Raw genomic sequence first — 18,748 nt, forward strand, 5'->3', positions numbered from 1 at the left:
ACGGCGCGCAAGCACCGCGCTGTGATGGAAGGCACGCGCACGGCCGCGCAGGCAGGCCAGCTACGACACCGCCTCGGCCATCAAGCAGGCTTTATGCGGCTGTTTGCGTCAGCACACCGCCGAGCCGGGTCAGTCGCGCGGCGGCGGCAGGTGCGGTTCCACCAGCGCCACGGTGCGCTGCAGCGCGCCGCGACCGTTGCTGACCAGCGTGCAGCCGGCGTGCGCCATGTCTTCGCGGGCCTGCGGATCCTGCAGCAGGTGCTGCAGATGGTCGCCCACGGCCTGCACGTCGTCGCCGATCAGCAGTGCACCGGCCTCGCGCATGCGCCGCGAGATTTCCGCGAAGTTGTGCAGATGCGGGCCGGTAACGGCGGCCGTGCCCAATGCCGCCGGCTCCAGCAGGTTGTGGCCGCCGATGGCCTGCAGGCTGCCGCCGACGAAGGCCACCTGGGCGCAGCCGTAGAACGGCATCAGCTCACCCAGGGTGTCGATCACGAACACGTCGGTATCGGCCTGCGGCCACTGCTGCGCACGCCGGGTGGCCACGCGCCAGCCCTGCTCGCGCGCCAGCGATTCCACCTTCGGGAAGCGCTCGGGGTGCCGCGGCGCCCACAGCAGCAGCAGGTCCGGATGCTGCTGGCGCAGCCGCCGGTGCAGGTCGATCACCGCCTGTTCCTCGCCCTCATGGGTACTGGCGGCGATCCACACCGGCCGCTGGGCCGGAACCTGCTGGTGGAACTGGGCGATGAAGGGCTGCACTTCCGGGGTGGCAATGTCGAACTTCAGGTTGCCCAGTGCCTGCACCTGTTCCGGCGCGGCGCCCAGCTGCACGAAGCGCGCGGCATCATCCTGCGATTGCGCGGCCACGCAGGTCACGGTGCGCAGGGCACGGCGGATCAGCGCGGCCAGCACGCGGTAGCCGCGCAGCGAACGCGCCGACAGGCGTGCGTTGAGGATGTACACGGGAATGCGGCGGTCACGGCACCCGAACAGCATGTTCGGCCACAGCTCGGTTTCCAGGATCAGCGCCAAGCTGGGCTGGAAGTGGCCGAGGAAGCGGTTGACGCTGCCGGGCACGTCGTACGGCAGGTAGACGTGATCCAGCGCATCGCCCCACAGCGCGCGCACGCGCTCGGAGCCCGTAGGCGTGATCGTGGTGATGACCCAGCGGATGTCCGGGCGCTGCTGGCGCAGCGCGTTCACCAGCGGCGCGGCCGCGTTGACTTCGCCCACCGATACCGCGTGCAGCCAGACCCGGGGTTGGCCGGTCGGCTGCGGGTAGGAGGCATAGCGTTCATCCCAGCGCCGGAAGTATTCGCGGACCCGGAAGCCCCGCCACACCAGGTGGTACACGGTGATCGGCAGCAGGATGTAGAGCACGGCCGAATACAGGCCGCGCAGGATCCATTCGACAGGGTCTTTGCGCATGCGGCAAGGATACGGGACGCCCCCGGGAAAGACACGCGGCGGGGTTGGTAGAATGGCGGCATGTCCGATGCCTCTACCGCCATCCGCCCGTCCCTGGCCGATCCCCGCAACTGGCCGATGTTCGCGGCGATGTTTGCCGCATTCGGCATTGCCCGCCTGCCGTGGTTCCTGCAGCGCGCGCTGGGGCGCGGGGTTGGCTGGATCACCTGGCGCCTGCTCGGCAGCCGCCGCCGTGCCGCCGAGGTGAACCTGAAGCTGTGCTTCCCGGAAAAGGACGAGGCCTGGCGCAACCGCCTGGTGCGCGACAGCTTCGACGCGCTGGGCGTGGGCATCTTCGAATGTGCGCGCTCCTGGTGGGGCAGCATCGACAGCATCCGCCCGCAGGTGCAGATCGAAGGCCTGGAACACCTGAAGCAGATGCAGGCCGAAGGCCGTGGCGTGCTGCTGGTGTCGGGCCACTTCATGACCCTGGAAATGTGTGGGCGCCTGCTGTGCGACCACGTGGACCTGTCGGGCATGTACCGCAAGCACAAGAACCCGGTGTACGAATGGGCGGTGAAGTTCGGCCGCCTGCGCTATGCCAAGGCGATGTATGCCAACGAGGACATCCGTGCCACCGTGCGTCATCTGAAGAAGGGCGGCTTCCTGTGGTATGCCCCCGACCAGGACATGCGCGGCAAGGACACCGTGTTCGTGCCGTTCTTCGGCCATACCGCGGCCACCATCACCGCCACCCACCAGTTTGCGCGCATGACCGGCTGCGCGGTCATCCCCTACTTCCACCGTCGCGAAGGCGGAAAGTATTTCCTGAAGATCGGCGCGCCGCTGGAGAACTTCCCCAGTGAAGACGTGGAAGCCGATACCACGCGGGTGAACCAGGCCATCGAACAGATGGTGCGCGAAGCCCCCGACCAGTACCTGTGGATCCACCGCCGGTTCAAGCGCCAGCCCGGCGGCCGCAGCGATTTTTACAAATAACCGGGGAATGCGGCATCCACGCATGGCGTGGATCTACTGGCATCGGCGGGAATGCTGCATCCACGCATGGCGTGGATCTACGGGCATCGGCGGGAATGCTGCATCCACGCATGGCGTGGATCTACGGGCATCGGCGGGAATGCTGCATCCACGCATGGCGTGGATCTACTGGCATCGGCGGGAATGCTGCATCCACGCATGGCGTGGATCTACGGGCATCGGCGGGAATGCTGCATCCACGCGTGGCGTGGATCTACGGGCATCGGCGGGAATGCTGCATCCACGCGTGGCGTGGAATGAGGTGCAGTAGATCCACGCCATGCGTGGATGATTTCCGCGCGACGCCACCGGATTACAACGGCCAACGGCACCATGCGTGAGGGTACTCCCCCACCTCGCACGCCAAGCCTGCACGGACCGGGTTGGCCAGGATGTACATGGCCTTCTCGTGAAGTGACTCATCGCTGCGCACCGCGTGGTCGTGGTAGCCGTGCTGCCATAGCGCACCGCGCCGGCCCAGCTGCTGGTTCAACAGGCGGCTGCTGCGGGATTTAAGCAGGGACATGCACTCGGCCAGGGTGCCCTTCTGCAGCTCCATCAACCAATGCACGTGGTCGGGCATCACCACCCAGGCCAGGCTGTGGCTGATGCCGACGCGCTCCACGAAGCGCAGTGCATCGACCAGGACCGCCACGTTGGCAGCGTCGGCGAACAAGGGTTCACGGCGCACGGTGACCGTGGTCAGAACGTACACGTTGCCGGTGCGGGAGTAACGGCCGTAGCGGAGTCTGGGGCTGGCCATGACCACAGCCTGCGCTGCCGAGGTCAGCAGGGGTATTGGGGAGTTGCCCGAGGTTGGGTCGGGAAAGCGCCATCCACGCATGGCGTAGATCTACCTGCGCGTGGGGTGGGTGGGCGATTACATCGCGTTGGGCGGATCGTCCGGTTCACGCGCCAGCAGCGTGCCGACGAACAGCGCCGCCAGCAGCACGGTAACCCCGCCCCAGAAGGTGGAATAGAACGCCAGGTGGGTGTTCAAGGGAAACACGGTGACGGCCAGGGCCAGCATGGCCGGGCGCGCGCGCTCACGCGCGGCGGCCGGGGCGAAGCGCCAGGCGCGCCATGCCTGGGCCACGGCCGCCAGCCACAGCAGCAGGCCCAGCACGCCGGTTTCGGCGAGGATTTCCAGCACGATCTGATGGGCGTGCAGGGCCGGCTCGGCGCCCCATACGGCGGGTGCCTGCTCGTGCACGCACGCGGGATAGGCATCGCGGAAACCGCGCGCGCCCACGCCGTTGATCGGGTGTTCTTCGATCATGCACGCCGCCGCCGACCAGATGCGCGCGCGGCCGGACAGCGCCTGGTCCACACCATCGTCGGCGCCATCCCAGGCCATGGCGGTGCGCGCCACGCGCTCGCGCAGCTGCGGCACGCTGGCGGTCAACGCGGCCGCGCCCAGCAGGCCGGCCAGCGACAACAGCAGCAGGCGCTTCCAACCGAACTGGCGCAGGCCGCTGTACACCAGCACCAGGCCAAAGGTGACCCAGGACGCGCGCGAGCCCGCCAGCAGCAGCACGACGCCCAGCGCGGCCGCGCCCAGCAGCCAGCCGGCATGGCCGAAACGGCGGGCCAGTGGCAGCAGCAGGAACGGTGACAGGCTGGCCAGCACCTGGCCGAACTTCAGGTTGCACGGCCCCAGCGCACCACTCAGACGGTCGGCCAGCACGACTTCATCGGCCGGGCACAGGCCGTGCCCGCTGACCACATGCTTCAACTGGTCCAGCGACCAGAACCACGGACTGCTGCCGGCCAGCGCCTGCACCAGCGCATCCACGGTCCACAGCCCGGTGATGAGCGCCAGCCCACCCAGCGTCAGCCGACGCCGCTGCGGGGTGGCCACGGCAATGGCCACCAGCCACATGAAAGGCAGATAGCGCAGGCCGGCGGCGGCCTTGGTCCAGGCCGCCGACGGATCGATGGCATCCAGCGCCGAGAACGCCTGCGGCAGCCAATAGCCCAGGAACAGGATGGAGGTCAGAGCCCACGCGGCAGGGCTGAGCAGATGCGGCCGGTGCTGCAGCCGGCGCAGCACCATGCGCGCGGCGGCGTACAGCGCACCCAGGCCGAGCACGGTTTCGGCGATGCCCGGCAGCGGCCACAGCGCCACGTAGGCCAGCACCCACCACGGCGCCCAGCGCCCGGCGCGATCGTCGCGCAGGGCCGGCGTGGGGTCAGCCGGCAAGGTCGGCATAGAGGCGAAGGGTGTCACGCTGCATGGCCTGCAGGGTAAACGGGATCCGCCCCGGCAACGACGGCGGTTGTGCCAGCAGGTCCAGCGCGCGTTCACGCAGGGCCTGCGCATCGCCCAGCGGCACCGCGCCCGACGGCTGCAGCTGCTGCAGCAGTTCGCCTACGCCGCCGTGGTTCCAGCCCAGTACCGGGCGGCCGACCGACAGGGCCTCGACCACGGTGCGGCCGAACGCTTCGGGCTTGTCCGACAACTGCAGCACCAGATCGCTGGCGGCGTAGGCCTGGGCGATGCGCGCGGTGGGCACGCTGATGTGCACGGCCTCGGCAATACCCAGTGCGGCCGCCTGCGCGCGCAGACCGGCGACATAGGTTTCGCGGCCGGGCTCATCGGTGCCCAGCATCCACAACTGCGCCGGCACGCCGGCGGCACGCAGGTCGGCCAGCAACTGCAGCGCGTGCGCATGGCCTTTCAGCCGCGTACCGCGCCCCGGCAGCAGCAGCAGCGGGCCGTCCACCTGCGCCAGCCACGGGTAATCGGCCGCCAGGGCCAGGCGTGGGCGACGATCGGCACGTGCCACGCGCGGGAACTGGCCCACGTCCACGCCGCGCGGAATCACCTGCAGGCGCGCGTCGGGAACAGTCGGGTAATGGGTGTGCACATACTCGCGCACGGTATTGGACACGCAGATCACGCGTTCGCCGCTGGTCATCACCGCGCTGTAGCGGCTGGGCGAATTCAGGCCATGCACGGTGGTGACCCAGCGCGGGCGCTGCGCGGCCGGCAATGCACGGATCGCGTACAGACCCAGCCAGGCCGGCAGGCGCGAGCGCGCATGCACGATGTCCGCGCCCACTTCGGCGAACAGGCGGCGCAGGGTCGGCATGTGGCGCAGGGTCAGCAGCGATTTGCGGCCGATATCCAGCGTGAGGTGCTCGGCACCGCTGTCCAGCAGCGGCTGCACCAGGCGCCCGCCGGCGGACACCACCAGCGCACGGTGGCCGGCCGCCACCAGGGCGGCGGCGATTTCAAGGGTGGAACGCTCGACGCCGCCGGAGTGCAGCGCCGGCAGCAACTGCACCACGGTCAATCGGCGCATCGAACGGCCGCCCGATCAGTCGGCCAGCACGAAGGTGGAGCCGCAGTACGGGCACTGCGCTTCACCGTTGGGCTCGTCTTCGATCGGCAGGTACACGCGCGGGTGCGAGTTCCACAGCGCCATTTCCGGGGTCGGGCAGCTCAGCGGCAGGTCGGCGCGGTGCACGGTGTAGCGCTTTTCGGCGTTGGCGGGCGCAGTGGCGGTATGGCTCATGGCGGGTGTCGATGAACGGATTGCGAGGGCTGGGATTCTAGCATCTGGGCCGGGCCAGCATTGCGCCGCAACAGGCGGGTTGGCGTCTGCATCCCTTCCGTCCCGACGCTCAGACACCCACCTGGGCGGATTTCTTCAATCGATCCAAGCAGTTCCGGGCACCGCCCTGCACTGGCGAGGATTTGCCGCATTTGGATCGAACTAAATGGCACTTGTCAGGGTGCGGCCGCCTGTTGCAGCATCGGGACCCTCACAACCCGACCCGATCGCACGGCCCGCCCCCCACCGGACCTGCATCGCTTCCGCGCTGCCCCTGGGCGGCACGGGCGGTGCCGTCCTGGGTGTTCGCCGATGCGGGTCCTGCCAGCCGCCTGCCTTACCCGGGAGACCCTGCATGACCCTGACCGATCCGCGCCGCGCCCTGCTTCCCCTCGCCCTGGCCCTGGCCTGCGCGACCTCTGCGACGCCGGCGCTGGCGCAGGGCCTGCAGACCTCGTTCGAGCCGGGCGAGCCGGCACCGCTGAAGGCCGCGGGCGCGCTGCAGGTGCAGATCGGCAATGGTCCGGCCGCCCCGTATGCCGCCAAGCGCAATGCCGGCTACACCGGCCTGCATGCCCTGCACTACCGCGGTAATGGCGGCCCTGCATCACGCGAACTGTTCACCACCGATCTGACCATTGCCGCCGACACCACGCTGTCGTGGCTGGTGCTGCCGGAGATCGTCGGCAGCGATACCGTGGCCTCGACCTATGTGTCGCTGGACCTGCGCCTGGACGATGGCAGCCGGGTGTCGGCCAGCGCCGCGCGCGACCAGCACGGGATCGCGCTGGGCGCGCGCGCGCAGGGCGATTCGAAGACGCTGTACCCGCAGCAGTGGGCGCGCAAGGCGGTGCGCCTGGGCGATGTCCCGGGCCTGCTGGGGCGCCGGGTCGTGGCCATTGAACTGGCCGTGGCCAGCGCCGATGGCGCGCCGGTGTCGGGCTGGATCGACGATGTGCGCCTGGATGCGCAGCCGCGCACTGTGCCGCAGCGCGTATCGGACTGGGTGCTGACCACCCGCGGCACGCAGGCCAACGGCACCTTCTCGCGCGGCAACAATTTCCCGGCCACGGCGGTGCCGCACGGCTTCAACTTCTGGACCCCGGTGACCGACGCCGGCGCGCTGAACTGGCTGTACCGCTGGAGCGAGCAGAACGATGCGAAGAACCGCCCGCAGCTGCAGGCGCTGGCGCTCAGCCACCAGCCCAGCCCGTGGATGGGCGACCGCCAGACCTTCCAGGTGATGCCCTCGGCCAGCCGCGGCGTGCCCGAGGCCGACCGCAGCAAGCGCGCCCTGTCCTTCGACCGCAGCCAGGAATCGGCGCGCCCGTACCGCTACGACGTGCGCTTCGACAACGGCATCGCGGCGTCGATCGCGCCCACCGACCATGCCGCCCTGTTCCAGTTTGAATTCCCGCAGGGCAGCGATGCCAACCTGCTGTTCGACAACGTGGACGCACGCGGCGGCCTGACCCTGGATGCAGCCACGCAGACCCTGAGCGGCTACACCGATACGCGCAGCGGCCTGTCCAACGGCGCCACCCGCATGTACGTGGTCGCCCGCTTCGACCGGCCGTGGCGCAGCAGCGGCCGCATCGATACCGGCCGCCCCACCGGCTACATCAAGTTCGATACCGCGCAGGGCCGCACGGTGACGATGCGCATTGCCACCTCGCTGATCTCGCTGGACCAGGCACGCCACAACCTGGCGCTGGAAATCCCCGACGCCGACACCCTGGCCAGCGTGGCCGGGCGCGCGCAGGACGCCTGGGATGCACGGCTGTCGCGCTTCGATATCGGCCAGGCCAGCGACGACGCCAAGACCACGCTGTATTCGAACCTGTACCGCCTGTACCTGTACCCCAATTCGGGCCACGAGAATGCCGGCACCGCCGCCGCGCCGGACTGGCGTTACGCCAGCCAGGCCAGCGCCGAAGACAACAACACCGACGGCAGCGCCAGCCGCAGCTTCGCGCCGGTACGCGATGGCAAGGTGTACGTGAACAACGGCTTCTGGGACACCTTCCGCACCACCTGGCCGGCCTATGCGCTGTTCACCCCACAGGATGCCGGGCAGCTGGTGCAGGGCTTCATCGAGCAGTACCGGGCCGGCGGCTGGATCGCGCGCTGGTCGTCGCCGGGCTATGCGGACCTGATGGTCGGCACCAGTTCCGACGTGGCCTTCGCCGATGCCTGGCTGAAGGGTATTGGTGGTTTCGATCCGGCCGAAGCCTATGCGGCCGCGTTGAAGAACGCGACCGTGGTGCCGCCGGACCGCCACGTCGGCCGCAAGGGCATGGACCGTTCGACCTTCCGCGGCTACGCCAGCGCCGACGTGCACGAAGGCATGTCGTGGACGATGGAAGGCGCGTTGAATGACTTCGGCCTTGCCAACATGGCGCAGGCACTGGCAACGAAGGCAACCACGCCGGCCGCGCGCGAGCGCTACCGCACCGAGGCCGAGTACTTCCGCTACCGCGCCGCCGGTTACGCGACCGTGTTCGACCCGGCAGTGGGCTTCTTCCAGGGCCGCCAGGCCGATGGCAGCTGGCGCGTGGACGCCAAGGACTACGACCCGCGCGTGTGGGGCCACGACTACACCGAATCCAATGGCTGGACCTTCGCCTTCACCGCTGCCCACGACGGCGAAGGCCTGGCCGCGCTGTACGGCGGCCGCGAAAAACTGGCGGCCAAGCTGGACACCTTCTTCGCCACCCCGGAAACCGCCGCGAAGGAATTCGCCGGTTCCTACGGCGGCATCATCCACGAGATGACCGAAGCGCGCGACGTGCGCATGGGCATGTATGCGCACAGCAACCAGCCGGCGCACCACATACCGTGGATGTACCTGTACGCCGGGCAGCCGTGGAAGACCCAGCAGCACGTGCGCGAGATCCTGTCGCGGCTGTACGTAGGCAGCGAGATCGGCCAGGGCTACCCCGGTGACGAGGACAACGGCGAGACCTCGGCGTGGTACCTGTTCGCCTCGCTGGGTCTGTACCCGCTGCGCATGGGTGCGCCGGAGTACGTGATCGGTTCGCCAGCGTTCGCCCATGCACGGGTGGAACTGCAGGGCGGCGCGGTGCTGACCGTCAACGCCGAGAACAATTCGCCGGAAAACGTGTACGTGCAGTCGCTGAAGATCAACGGCAAGCCGTGGACGAAGACCTGGGTGCCGCACGCGCTGATCGCCCAGGGCGCCACCCTGGACTTCACCATGGGCCCGCAGCCGTCGCGCTGGGGCAGCGGTGCCGACGATGTACCGCCTTCGCTGACCGCGGTCGGCAAGCGCCCGCAGCTGCTGCACGACCTGCTGGGCAGCAGCGCGCGCGCGGCACTGGCCGATGGCCGCGCCCTGCCCGCCCTGACCGACGACGATGCGGGTACCGCAGTGGCGCTGGGTGCGGGTGCGACCATCAGCCTGAGCGGCGGCGCCGATGGCGTGCCGACGATGTACACGCTGACCAGTGGCGATGGCGCGATCCGTGGTGGCCAATGGGTGCTGGAAGCGCGCAGCGGCAACGGAAGCTGGCGTACGCTGGACCAGCGCGAAGGCGAAGATTTCACCTCACCGCGGCAGACCCGTCCGTTCCGCATTGCCACGCCGGCACGCTACAGCGAGTACCGTCTGCGCGTGATCGGTCCGGGCCGTCTGCAACTGGCCGAGATCGAACTGCTGGCACCGGCCACCGTACAATGACGCCATGCGCCTTCGTCTGATTCCCCTGCTCTTTCTTGCCCTGGCCTTCCCCGGTGTTGGCCAGGCGCAGACCCAGGCCTTCGATGGCCAGGTCAGCCGTGATGGCGTGACCCTGTATTACCAGGATGCCAGCGGTGCCCTGGCGGCACCGGTGCGCAAGCGCATCATCGACACGTTCTACTTTGCTTACCTGCGCGAGCGGGCGGACTTCCGCCCGGCGGCGCCGAACGAAGTGCGCATCGTGATCGATCCGGCCTACAACGGCGTGGCCTACGTGGGTGACAAGGACAAGGCCAGCACGATCACCATCAATCCGGGCTGGCTGCTGAAGCACCCCGATGACATCGACTTGGTGACCCACGAGGCGATGCACATCGTGCAGGGCTACCCCAGCTACGGCGACAAGCGCGTGCCGGGCTGGCTGGTGGAAGGCATTGCCGATTACGCACGCGACCGCTACGGCATGAACAACACCGCCGCCGGCTGGGCGTTGCCGGTGAAGGTGGAAAAGGGCCAGACCGTGGAAAGCGGCTATCGGGTGACCGGTGCGTTCCTGAAGTGGGCCGAGGGCGAGCACCCGGGGCTGGTGCTGGCGCTGGACAAGGCGCTGCGCGACGGACGCTACGTGCCCACGCTGTGGCAGAAGGAAACCGGCAAGACCCTGCCGGTGTTGTGGGCGCAGTACGCCAAGCCACGCAGCGATGCCCCGCCACCGGCCCCGGCGCGCCGCGGCCGACGCTGAGGGCGGTAGCGCCAGGCCATGCCTGGCGGAATCCCTGATCTACCGCGCTGCGCGCTCGCCGGGCATGGCCCGGCGCTACCCGATCCGGGTCTGCGCTTTGCGCAAACAGAAACGCGCCCCGTGGGGCGCGTTTCTGCCGCTGGAAAGAAGGCTTAGGCCTTCTTTTCCGCTTCCAGCTGCTTGCGGATCTGCGCATCCACCGCGGCGATGGCGGTCATGTTCAGGATCCGGCGCGAGGTCGCGCTGGTGGTCAGGATGTGCACCGGCTTGTTCACGCCCATCAGGATCGGGCCGATCGCCACGCCATCGGTGAACACGCGCACCAGGTTGTAGGCGATGTTGGCCGCTTCCAGGTTCGGCAGCACGAACAGGTTGGCGCGGCCCTGCAGGGTGGAGCCCGGCAGCAGCTTCTGGCGCAGTGCTTCATCCCACGCGGTGTCGCCCTGCATTTCGCCGTCCACGTTCAGGCGCGGGTTGCGCTTGAGCAGCATCTCGCGGACCTGGCGCATCTTCAGTGCGTCCTTGGAATCGTGGCTGCCGAAGTTGGAGTGCGACAGCAGCGCCACCTTCGGCTCGATGCCGAACAGCTTCATGCGGTAGGCCGCCTGCAGCGTGGCTTCGGTGATCTGCTCGGCGGTCGGGTCTTCCTGCACGTGGGTGTCCACGAAGAAGAACACGCCCTGCTGGTTGATCACGCCGGTCATGGCCGAGGTCGAAGTCACCTTCGATTCCAGCGGCAGCACGCTGCGCACATAACCCAGCTTCTTGTGGAAGCGGCCGACGATGCCGGTCAGCATGGCATCGGCTTCACCACGGGCAACCATCACCGCGGCGATCAGGGTCGGGCGCGAACGCATCAGGTTCTTCGCCGCGGCCACGGTCACGCCGCGGCGGCCGGTCAGGCCGTGGTAGTACTGCCAGTATTCGTTGAAGCGCGGATCATCATTGATGTTGGTGATCTCGATGTTCTCGCCCACCTTCAGGCGCAGGCCCAGGCGTTCGATGCGCGCTTCGATCACGTCCGGGCGGCCGATCAGGATCGGGTGCGCCAGGCCTTCATCGACCACGTTCTGCACCGCCTGCAGCACCACTTCCTCTTCGCCTTCGGCGTACACCACGCGCTGCTTGTCGGCGCGGGCACGGTCGTAGACCGGCTTCATCATCAGGCTGGTGCGGTAGACGAACTGCGACAGCTTCTGCCGGTAGGCATCCATGTCGGCGATCGGGCGCGCGGCCACGCCCGAATCCATCGCGGCCTGGGCCACGGCGGCGGACAGTTCCACCAGCAGGCGGCGGTCGAACGGGCGCGGGATCAGGTATTCACGGCCGAAGCTCGGTGCATCGCCGCCGTAGGCCGAACCCATGTCGGTGGCCGCACGGCGGGCCAGCGCGGCGATGGCGCGCACGCAGGCGATCTTCATTTCCTCGTTGATCGCGGTGGCGCCCACGTCCAGCGCGCCGCGGAACAGGTACGGGAAGCACAGCACGTTGTTGACCTGGTTCGGGTAATCCGAACGGCCGGTGCCGATGATCGCGTCCGGACGGGCGGCGCGCGCTTCTTCCGGCATGATTTCCGGGGTCGGGTTGGCCAGCGCGAAGATGACCGGGTCCGGCGCCATGGTCTTGACCATCTCGGCGGTCAGGATGCCCGGGGCCGACAGGCCCAGGAAGATATCGGCGCCGTTGACGATCTCGGCCAGGGTGCGCTTGTCGGTGTCGCGCGCATAGCGCTGCTTTTCCGGGTCCAGATCGGTACGGCCGGTGTGGATCACGCCCTCGCGGTCGAAGGCCAGGATGTTTTCCGGCTTCAGGCCCAGCTGCACCAGCATGTTCACGCAGGAAATGCCGGCCGCGCCCATGCCCGTGGTCGCCAGCTTCACTTCCTCGATCTTCTTGCCGGTGATGGCCATGGCGTTGAGCACGGCGGCGCCGACGATGATCGCGGTGCCGTGCTGGTCGTCATGGAACACCGGAATCTTCATGCGCTCGCGCAGCTTGCGCTCGACCACGAAGCATTCCGGGGCCTTGATGTCTTCCAGGTTGATGCCGCCGAAAGTCGGCTCCAGCGAGGCGATGATGTCGACCAGCTTGTCCGGATCGGTTTCGTCCACTTCGATGTCGAACACATCGATGCCGGCGAACTTCTGGAACAGCACGCCCTTGCCTTCCATCACCGGCTTGCCGGCCAGCGGGCCGATGTTGCCCAGGCCCAGCACGGCGGTGCCGTTGGAAATGACCGCGACCAGGTTGCCGCGGGCGGTGAGTTCGCTGGCCTGCTGCGGGTCGGCCTTGATGGCTTCGCAGGCATAGGCCACGCCCGGGGAATAGGCCAACGACAGATCACGCTGGGTCAGCATCGGCTTGGTCGCAGCGACGCGGATCTTGCCCGGCGGCGACATGCGGTGGTAATCGAGGGCGGCCTGTTTGAAATCTTCGTTGGACATCGATGTGGGTTACATGAATGGGCAAGAGGGACAGGGGATGATACCCCCGTTGGAGTGGCTGGACCTGTCGCTATCCTGTCGCAACCATGCTGCGACCGCACAATTCCGTGCCGTATGCAACGATCCGGGTCCAGCGTGGGCGCCCTTGATGACAGCCAAGCGACGCCCTGAAACGCTGCGGGGCCGTGCCACTGTCGTGACCGGCCCCGCAGTACCACACACCTGGCGTCAGCCCTTGGCCGGCAGGGCCTCGGTCAGTACCGGGGCCACCGCGTCGACCGGCGGCGGCAGCTCGCTTTCGCGGCCGTCCAGCGCCAGCTTCAGGCGGTCACGGTCCAGCGCGCCTTCCCAGCGCGACACCACCACGGTGGCCACCGCATTGCCGATGAAGTTGGTCAGCGAGCGGCATTCGCTCATGAAGCGGTCCACGCCCAGGATCAGTGCCATGCCGGCCACCGGCACTTCCGGCACCACGGCCAGGGTGGCGGCCAGCGTGATGAAGCCGGCACCGGTGACGCCGGCCGCGCCCTTGGAGCTGAGCATGGCGACCAGCAGCAGGGCGATCTGGTGGCCCAGGGTCAGTTCGGTGTTGGTGGCCTGGGCGATGAACAGCGCGGCCAGGGTCATGTAGATGTTGGTGCCGTCCAGGTTGAACGAATAGCCGGTAGGCACCACCAGGCCGACCACCGACTTGCTGCAGCCGGCGCGTTCCATCTTTTCCATCAGCGACGGCAGCGCCGATTCGGACGAGGACGTGCCCAGCACCAGCAGCAGCTCGGCCTTCAGGTAACGGGCCAGCTTGAACACCGAGAACCCGCACAGGCGGCAGACCACGCCCAGGATGACGGCCACGAACAGGAAGGCGGTGAGATAGAACGAACCCACCAGCCAGGCCAGGTTGACCAGCGAGCCGACGCCGTACTTGCCGATGGTGAAGGCGATGGCACCGAAGGCACCGATCGGGGCGGCCTTCATCAGGATGTGCACCAGCTTGAACACCGGGGCGACCAGCGCTTCCAGGAAGTTCACGATCGGCTTGCCCTTCTCGCCCACCGAGGCCAGCGCGATGCCGAACAGCACGGCCACGAACAGCACCTGCAGGATGTTGCCATCGACGAAGGCGCTGATCAGCGTCTTCGGAATGATGTCCATCAGGAAGCCGACCAGGGTCAGGTCATGCGACTTCTCCACGTAGCTGTGCACCGCGGTCTGGTCCAGCTCGGCCGGGTTGATGTTCATGCCCGCGCCGGGCTGCACCACGTGCGCCACGATCATGCCCACGATCAGGGCCAGGGTGGAGAAGAACAGGAAATACGCCATCGCCTTGGCGAACACGCGGCCCACCGTGCGCAGGTGGGTCATGCCGGCGATGCCGGTGACGATGGTCAGGAAGATGACCGGGGCGATGATCATCTTCACCAGGTTGATGAAGGCATCGCCCAGCGGCTTCATTTTTTCGCCGATCAGCGGCTCGTAATGGCCCAGGACGGCGCCCAGGACGATCGCCACGATCACCTGGAAGTACAGCTGGCGGTAGAGCGGCAACGGCTTGCTGGGCACCGGTGCGGTGGTCGGGATGTGCATGGCGGACTCCGGAAGGGGCGGTTCTGGCGCATACGGTTCCCGCCGTGGCGGGACCGTCTCCGTGGATCTGGGCGCGGCCCGGCGGTGAGCGCCGGCGCGACCAATGGACGCCTTTGTACGCGCCGGGCACGCCGGCGCAGATAACCTATTGGTACTAGCCCCCCGGTTCAGGTGGCTGCGGTGCCTACACTGGCGCCGTACCGACGCCCCGGGGGACGCCGGTGGCCCGAGCTGAACGGTCGGGCACGTTCCCGCGCAAGTTCCGGCCATCGCGGCCGTTGTTGTCCTGTCCACACGCAATCTGAGAGAGCCGCACCACCCATGCGCCCGATTCCCACCTTGCTGGCCCTGTCGCTGGCCGCACTGCCCGCCTTCGCCTCCGCCGCCGATTTCGACAACTGGCCGACCAAGTACGCCTTCGGCGACGGCACCGAACTGGCCGCCACGGCCAACATCGCCTACGACTACAACGATTTTTCCTCGGCCAGCGGCATCGAGGATGACGATGCGGTGCGCCGCAAGGAGTTCGGCGCGACCCTGAAGAAGAAGGGCGTGTACGACGCGATGGTCTACTACGACTTCCAGGCCGACACCTGGCTGGACGTGTTCGTGCGCTTTGAAAGCAAGGCGTTCTTCGGCCGCGACGTGGGTCGTTTCCGCTTCGGCTACATGAAGACCCCGGTCGGCCTGGATGCCAACACCTCCTCGCGCGCCGGCAGCTTCCTGGAAACCGCGTTGCCGGTGCAGGCGTTCTACGCCGGCCGCCGCACCGGTGTGGAATGGGTGCTGGAGCGCCCGCAGTACCTGCTGCAGGCCGGCGCCTACGGCGGCAAGGATCTGCAGGGTGACAACCCGGGCACCACCCAGGCCGTGCGCGCCGTGTGGACCCCGGTGAAGGCACCGGGCGACGTGGTCCACCTGGGCCTGGCCTATTCGCAGGAAAATCCGCGCGGCTACCACGATGGCCGCGACGTGCACCACGAAGCCAGCGCGCGCCTGCGTGCCCGCCCGGAAGCCGGCCTGACCGATATCCGCCTGGTCGATTCGGGTGCGCTGGTCACTGCCGACCAGATCCGCCGCACCGGCCTGGAAGGCATCTGGATCCGTGGCCCGTTCTCGCTGCAGGCCGAAGCCCTGCAGGCCACGGTGACCCGCAAGGGCCTGCCCGACTACACCGGCAATGGCCAGTACGCGATGGCCAGCTGGGTGCTGACCGGCGAATCGCGCCCGTACAACGCCGGCGCGGTGGCCAACATCAAGCCCGCCCACGACTACGGCGCGGTGGAACTGCTGGCCCGCTACAGCCGTCTGGACCTGGACGATGGCAGCATCCTGGGCGGTCGCCAGCACGATCTGACCATCGGCGCCAACTGGTACCTGACCAGCCACTTCAAGTTCCAGGCCAACTACGTGAAGGTCGACGCCAGCCGTCGCGGCGTGCACAGCACCCCGGAAATCTTCGAACTGCGCGCGCAGATGCACTTCTGATCCGTTCTCCGGCACTTCCTTCCACAGTGCCTGCGGCGGGCGTGCTCCCCACGCCCGCCGCCCCTGCGTAGACTGCCGCCATGTACTGGCTCAGCCGCCACCGCCTGCTGTTGCTGACCCTGCTGGTGATGATCGGCGGTACCGTGCTGTGCGCGGTCGCGGCCGGCCACTACGCCTGGCGCCGCGCGCTGGCCACCGAAAGCGCCCAGGTGCAGCGCCAGCTGCAGTTGTATGGGCAGGGCCTGCAACAGCGCATCGACCGCTTCGGCACATTGCCGCAGGTGATGGCGCTGGACCCGGACCTGCTGCAGGCCCTGCAGTCGCCGCTGTCGGCCGCCGAGCGGCAGCGCTTGAACCTGAAGCTGCAACGCGCCAACCAGGTCACCCGTACTTCCACGCTCACCCTGGTCGGCCGCGACGGCGTGGCCGTGGCCGCCAGCAACTGGAGCGAACCGGCCAGCAACGTGGGCGAGGACTACAGCTACCGGCCCTACTACCAACAGGCAATGGCCCACGGCCGCGGCCGCTTCTACGGCATCGGCATGACCACCAACGTGCCGGGCTACTTCATGTCCGAAGCGATCGTGGATGCACAGGGCCAGCGCATCGGCGTGATCGTGATCAAGATCGAGCTGTCGGCGCTGGAACAGGAATGGCTGAGCAGCCCCGACGTGGTGCTGGCCAGCGACAACCACGACGTGGTGTTCCTGGCCAACCGCGATGCCTGGCGCTACCGCCTGCTGCGCCCGCTGGGTGCCAGCGAGCGCCGCGAAATGCTGGCCGCGCGCCAGTACGCCGACCGTTCCCTGCAACCGCTGCGGGTACGCACCGAAGACGTACTGGCCGATGGCGGGCGCATGGTGCGCCTGCTGGACCCGGCGCTGGCCACGCCGATGCTGTGGCAGAGCCTGGCGCTGGAGGACGAAGACTGGAGCCTGCACCTGCTGCACGATGCCAGTGCCGCCGGCAGCGCCGGTCGCGGCGCAGCCATTGCCGGTGCCGCCGCCTGGCTGGCGCTGGGCTTCCTGGTGCTGTTCGTGCAGCAGCGCCGGCGCCTGTCCAAGCACCGCCAGCGCAGCCGCCGCGAACTGGAAACGCTGCTGAAGCAGCACGCGCAGGAACTGCGCACCGCCCAGGATGGCCTGCTGCAGGCGGCCACCGATGCCGACAGTGGGCTCAGCCGCAGCCTGGAACACCTGCCGCAGGGCGTGGTGGTGATCGACCGCGAGCAGCGCCTGGTGGCCTGGAATTCGCGCTACGTCGAACTGTTCCGCTTCCCGGCGGGGCTGGTGCGGGTGGGCCGGCCGATCGAAGAACTGTTCCGCTTCAATGCGCGCCGCGGCCTGCTCGGCCCGGGGCCGATCGACGAGGCCATCGAGCGCCGCCTGAACCACCTGCGCAGTGGCCGCCCGCACATGCGCGAAAGCGAGAAGGACGACGGCACCGTGCTTGAAATCCGCGGCAATCCCCTGCCCGACGGCGGCTTCGTCACCAGCTACGCGGACATCACCAGCTACAAGAACGCTGCGCGCGAGCTGCGCTCGCTGGCCGACGCGCTGGAACACCGCGTGGCCGAGCGCACCCACGATCTGGACGAAGCGCGCCGCGAGGCCGAGCAGGCCAACCGCTACAAGACCCGCTTCGTGGCCTCGGCCGTGCATGACCTGCTGCAGCCGTTGAATGCCGCGCGCATGTTCGTGTCGGTGCTGCGCGGCCGCTTGAGCGGTGATGCACGCGAACTGAGCGAACACGTGGATGCGGCCCTGGCCGCACAGGACGCCATCCTCAACAGCCTGCTGGACATTTCGCGGCTGGAATCGCGTGCGCTGCAGACGCGGGTACGCGCGTTCGCGCTGTCGCCGCTACTGGAAACCCTGGCCCGTGAATTCGGCATGGCCGCGCAGAGCCGTGGCCTGCACCTGGACTGGGTGGATACGCGCGCGGTGGTGGTCAGCGATGAAGCACTGCTGCGCCGCATCCTGCAGAACTTCCTGTCCAACGCGCTGCGCTACACCCCGCGCGGGCGCGTGCTGATCGGCTGCCGGCGCGTGGGCGACCATCTGCGCATCGAAGTGCACGACCAGGGCCCGGGCATTCCGGAAAGCCTGCAGGGTGAGATCTTCGAGGAATTCCGCCGCTTGAACGACGGCGTGGAACAGGAACGCGGCGCCGGCCTGGGCCTGGCCATCGTTGAACGTATCGGCCGCCTGCTGGGCCACCGCATCAGCCTGCGCTCCACCCTGGGCAAGGGCAGCGTGTTCGCGGTAAGCGTGCCGCTGGGGCAGGCCGAAGACGTGGCGGTGCCGACGCCCGCGCCGGTGGTGGCCGCCGAGCTGACCGACGACAGCCCGCTGCGCCAGTGCCGGGTGTGGAGCATCGACGATGACCCGCGCGTCTGCGCCGCCACCCGCGCCCTGCTGGAGCGCTGGGGCTGCAACGTGGAACTGGCCGACGGCCCGCAGGGCGCGCTGGAAATCGCCAGCGCGCTGAACGTGCCGCAGCTGCTGTTGCTGGACGTGCGCATGGGCCAGTGGCACGGCCCGGACCTGTACGAAGCGCTGTGCAGACTGTGGCAGGCGCGGCCACCGGTGATCCTGGTGACCGCCGAACGCGATGAAGCCCTGAAGGCACATGCCGCAGAACAGGGCTGGGGCTTCCTGCCCAAGCCAGTGCGGCCCCCGGCCCTGCGCGCATTGATGACCCAGCTGCTGCTGCGCCACCGCGGGTAGCGTCGAGCTTGCTCGACTGCTTCGCCTAGAATCGGCGGTCATTGCAACGTTTTAAG

Annotated in this window: 12 protein-coding genes; 5 read left to right on the top strand and 7 right to left on the bottom strand. The window is 68.3% G+C overall.

All coding sequences use genetic code 11. From position 1 onward, the window contains the following. Positions 1-129: 129 nt before the first annotated feature. Complete coding sequence (gene waaA, locus C1931_RS16545) at positions 130-1,428, bottom strand: lipid IV(A) 3-deoxy-D-manno-octulosonic acid transferase (RefSeq protein WP_108757107.1); 1,299 nt, start codon at positions 1,426-1,428, stop codon at positions 130-132. A 60-nt stretch (positions 1,429-1,488) separates the two neighbouring features. Between waaA and C1931_RS16550 the strand changes: the two genes are divergently transcribed. Further along, positions 1,489-2,406 carry an LpxL/LpxP family Kdo(2)-lipid IV(A) lauroyl/palmitoleoyl acyltransferase gene (locus C1931_RS16550; RefSeq protein ID WP_108757108.1) on the top strand — a complete coding sequence of 306 codons (918 nt, stop codon included), beginning with the start codon at positions 1,489-1,491 and terminating at the stop codon, positions 2,404-2,406. Between the two features lie 352 nt (positions 2,407-2,758). Here the strand turns inward: C1931_RS16550 and C1931_RS16555 are convergent, their stop codons facing one another. The 4 genes from C1931_RS16555 to C1931_RS16570 all read right to left on the bottom strand — a co-directional run bounded on the left by C1931_RS16555 (position 2,759) and on the right by C1931_RS16570 (position 5,966). Beyond that, positions 2,759-3,208: a transposase gene (locus C1931_RS16555; RefSeq protein WP_108757109.1), complete on the bottom strand. Its 450-nt coding sequence runs from the start codon at positions 3,206-3,208 to the stop codon at positions 2,759-2,761. Positions 3,209-3,325: 117 nt separating this feature from the next. Next, positions 3,326-4,657, bottom strand: a complete 1,332-nt coding sequence (locus tag C1931_RS16560; protein ID WP_108757110.1) for an O-antigen ligase family protein — start codon at positions 4,655-4,657, stop codon at positions 3,326-3,328. After that, on the bottom strand, positions 4,638-5,753 hold the full coding sequence (locus C1931_RS16565) for a glycosyltransferase (RefSeq protein WP_108757111.1): 1,116 nt from the start codon (positions 5,751-5,753) through the stop codon (positions 4,638-4,640). Before C1931_RS16565 ends, C1931_RS16560 begins: the two co-directional genes overlap by 20 nt. Positions 5,754-5,768: 15 nt before the next feature. Further along, positions 5,769-5,966 (bottom strand): zinc-finger domain-containing protein, encoded by a 198-nt coding sequence (locus tag C1931_RS16570; RefSeq protein WP_108750589.1) that lies wholly within the window; start codon positions 5,964-5,966, stop codon positions 5,769-5,771. A 394-nt stretch (positions 5,967-6,360) separates the two neighbouring features. Between C1931_RS16570 and C1931_RS16575 the strand changes: the two genes are divergently transcribed. Then, positions 6,361-9,705 (top strand): GH92 family glycosyl hydrolase, encoded by a 3,345-nt coding sequence (locus C1931_RS16575; RefSeq protein WP_108757112.1) that lies wholly within the window; start codon positions 6,361-6,363, stop codon positions 9,703-9,705. A 4-nt stretch (positions 9,706-9,709) separates the two neighbouring features. Beyond that, entirely contained in the window at positions 9,710-10,447 is a 738-nt protein-coding gene (locus tag C1931_RS16580) for a basic secretory protein-like protein (RefSeq protein WP_108750587.1), read from the top strand. 152 nt (positions 10,448-10,599) lie between these two features. On the opposite strand, the gene C1931_RS16585 is transcribed toward C1931_RS16580, so the two are convergent. Beyond that, positions 10,600-12,891 carry an NADP-dependent malic enzyme gene (locus C1931_RS16585; RefSeq protein ID WP_108754096.1) on the bottom strand — a complete coding sequence of 764 codons (2,292 nt, stop codon included), beginning with the start codon at positions 12,889-12,891 and terminating at the stop codon, positions 10,600-10,602. A gap of 228 nt (positions 12,892-13,119) precedes the next feature. Continuing rightward, the gene (locus tag C1931_RS16590) at positions 13,120-14,475 is read right to left on the bottom strand and encodes a dicarboxylate/amino acid:cation symporter (protein ID WP_108754097.1); all 1,356 of its coding nucleotides are present in this window, start codon (positions 14,473-14,475) and stop codon (positions 13,120-13,122) included. Positions 14,476-14,796: 321 nt separating this feature from the next. Here C1931_RS16590 and C1931_RS16595 point away from each other — a divergent pair, with 321 nt between their 5' ends. Together C1931_RS16595 and C1931_RS16600 are read left to right on the top strand one after the other, a co-directional pair. Then, positions 14,797-15,963, top strand: coding sequence for a porin (locus C1931_RS16595; RefSeq protein WP_108757113.1), 1,167 nt, complete (start codon positions 14,797-14,799; stop codon positions 15,961-15,963). Positions 15,964-16,043: 80 nt separating this feature from the next. After that, complete coding sequence (locus C1931_RS16600) at positions 16,044-18,692, top strand: PAS-domain containing protein (protein WP_108757114.1); 2,649 nt, start codon at positions 16,044-16,046, stop codon at positions 18,690-18,692. The last annotated feature ends 56 nt before the right edge of the window (positions 18,693-18,748 follow it).

Source organism: Stenotrophomonas sp. YAU14A_MKIMI4_1 (assembly GCF_003086855.1).
Lineage (GTDB): Bacteria > Pseudomonadota > Gammaproteobacteria > Xanthomonadales > Xanthomonadaceae > Stenotrophomonas.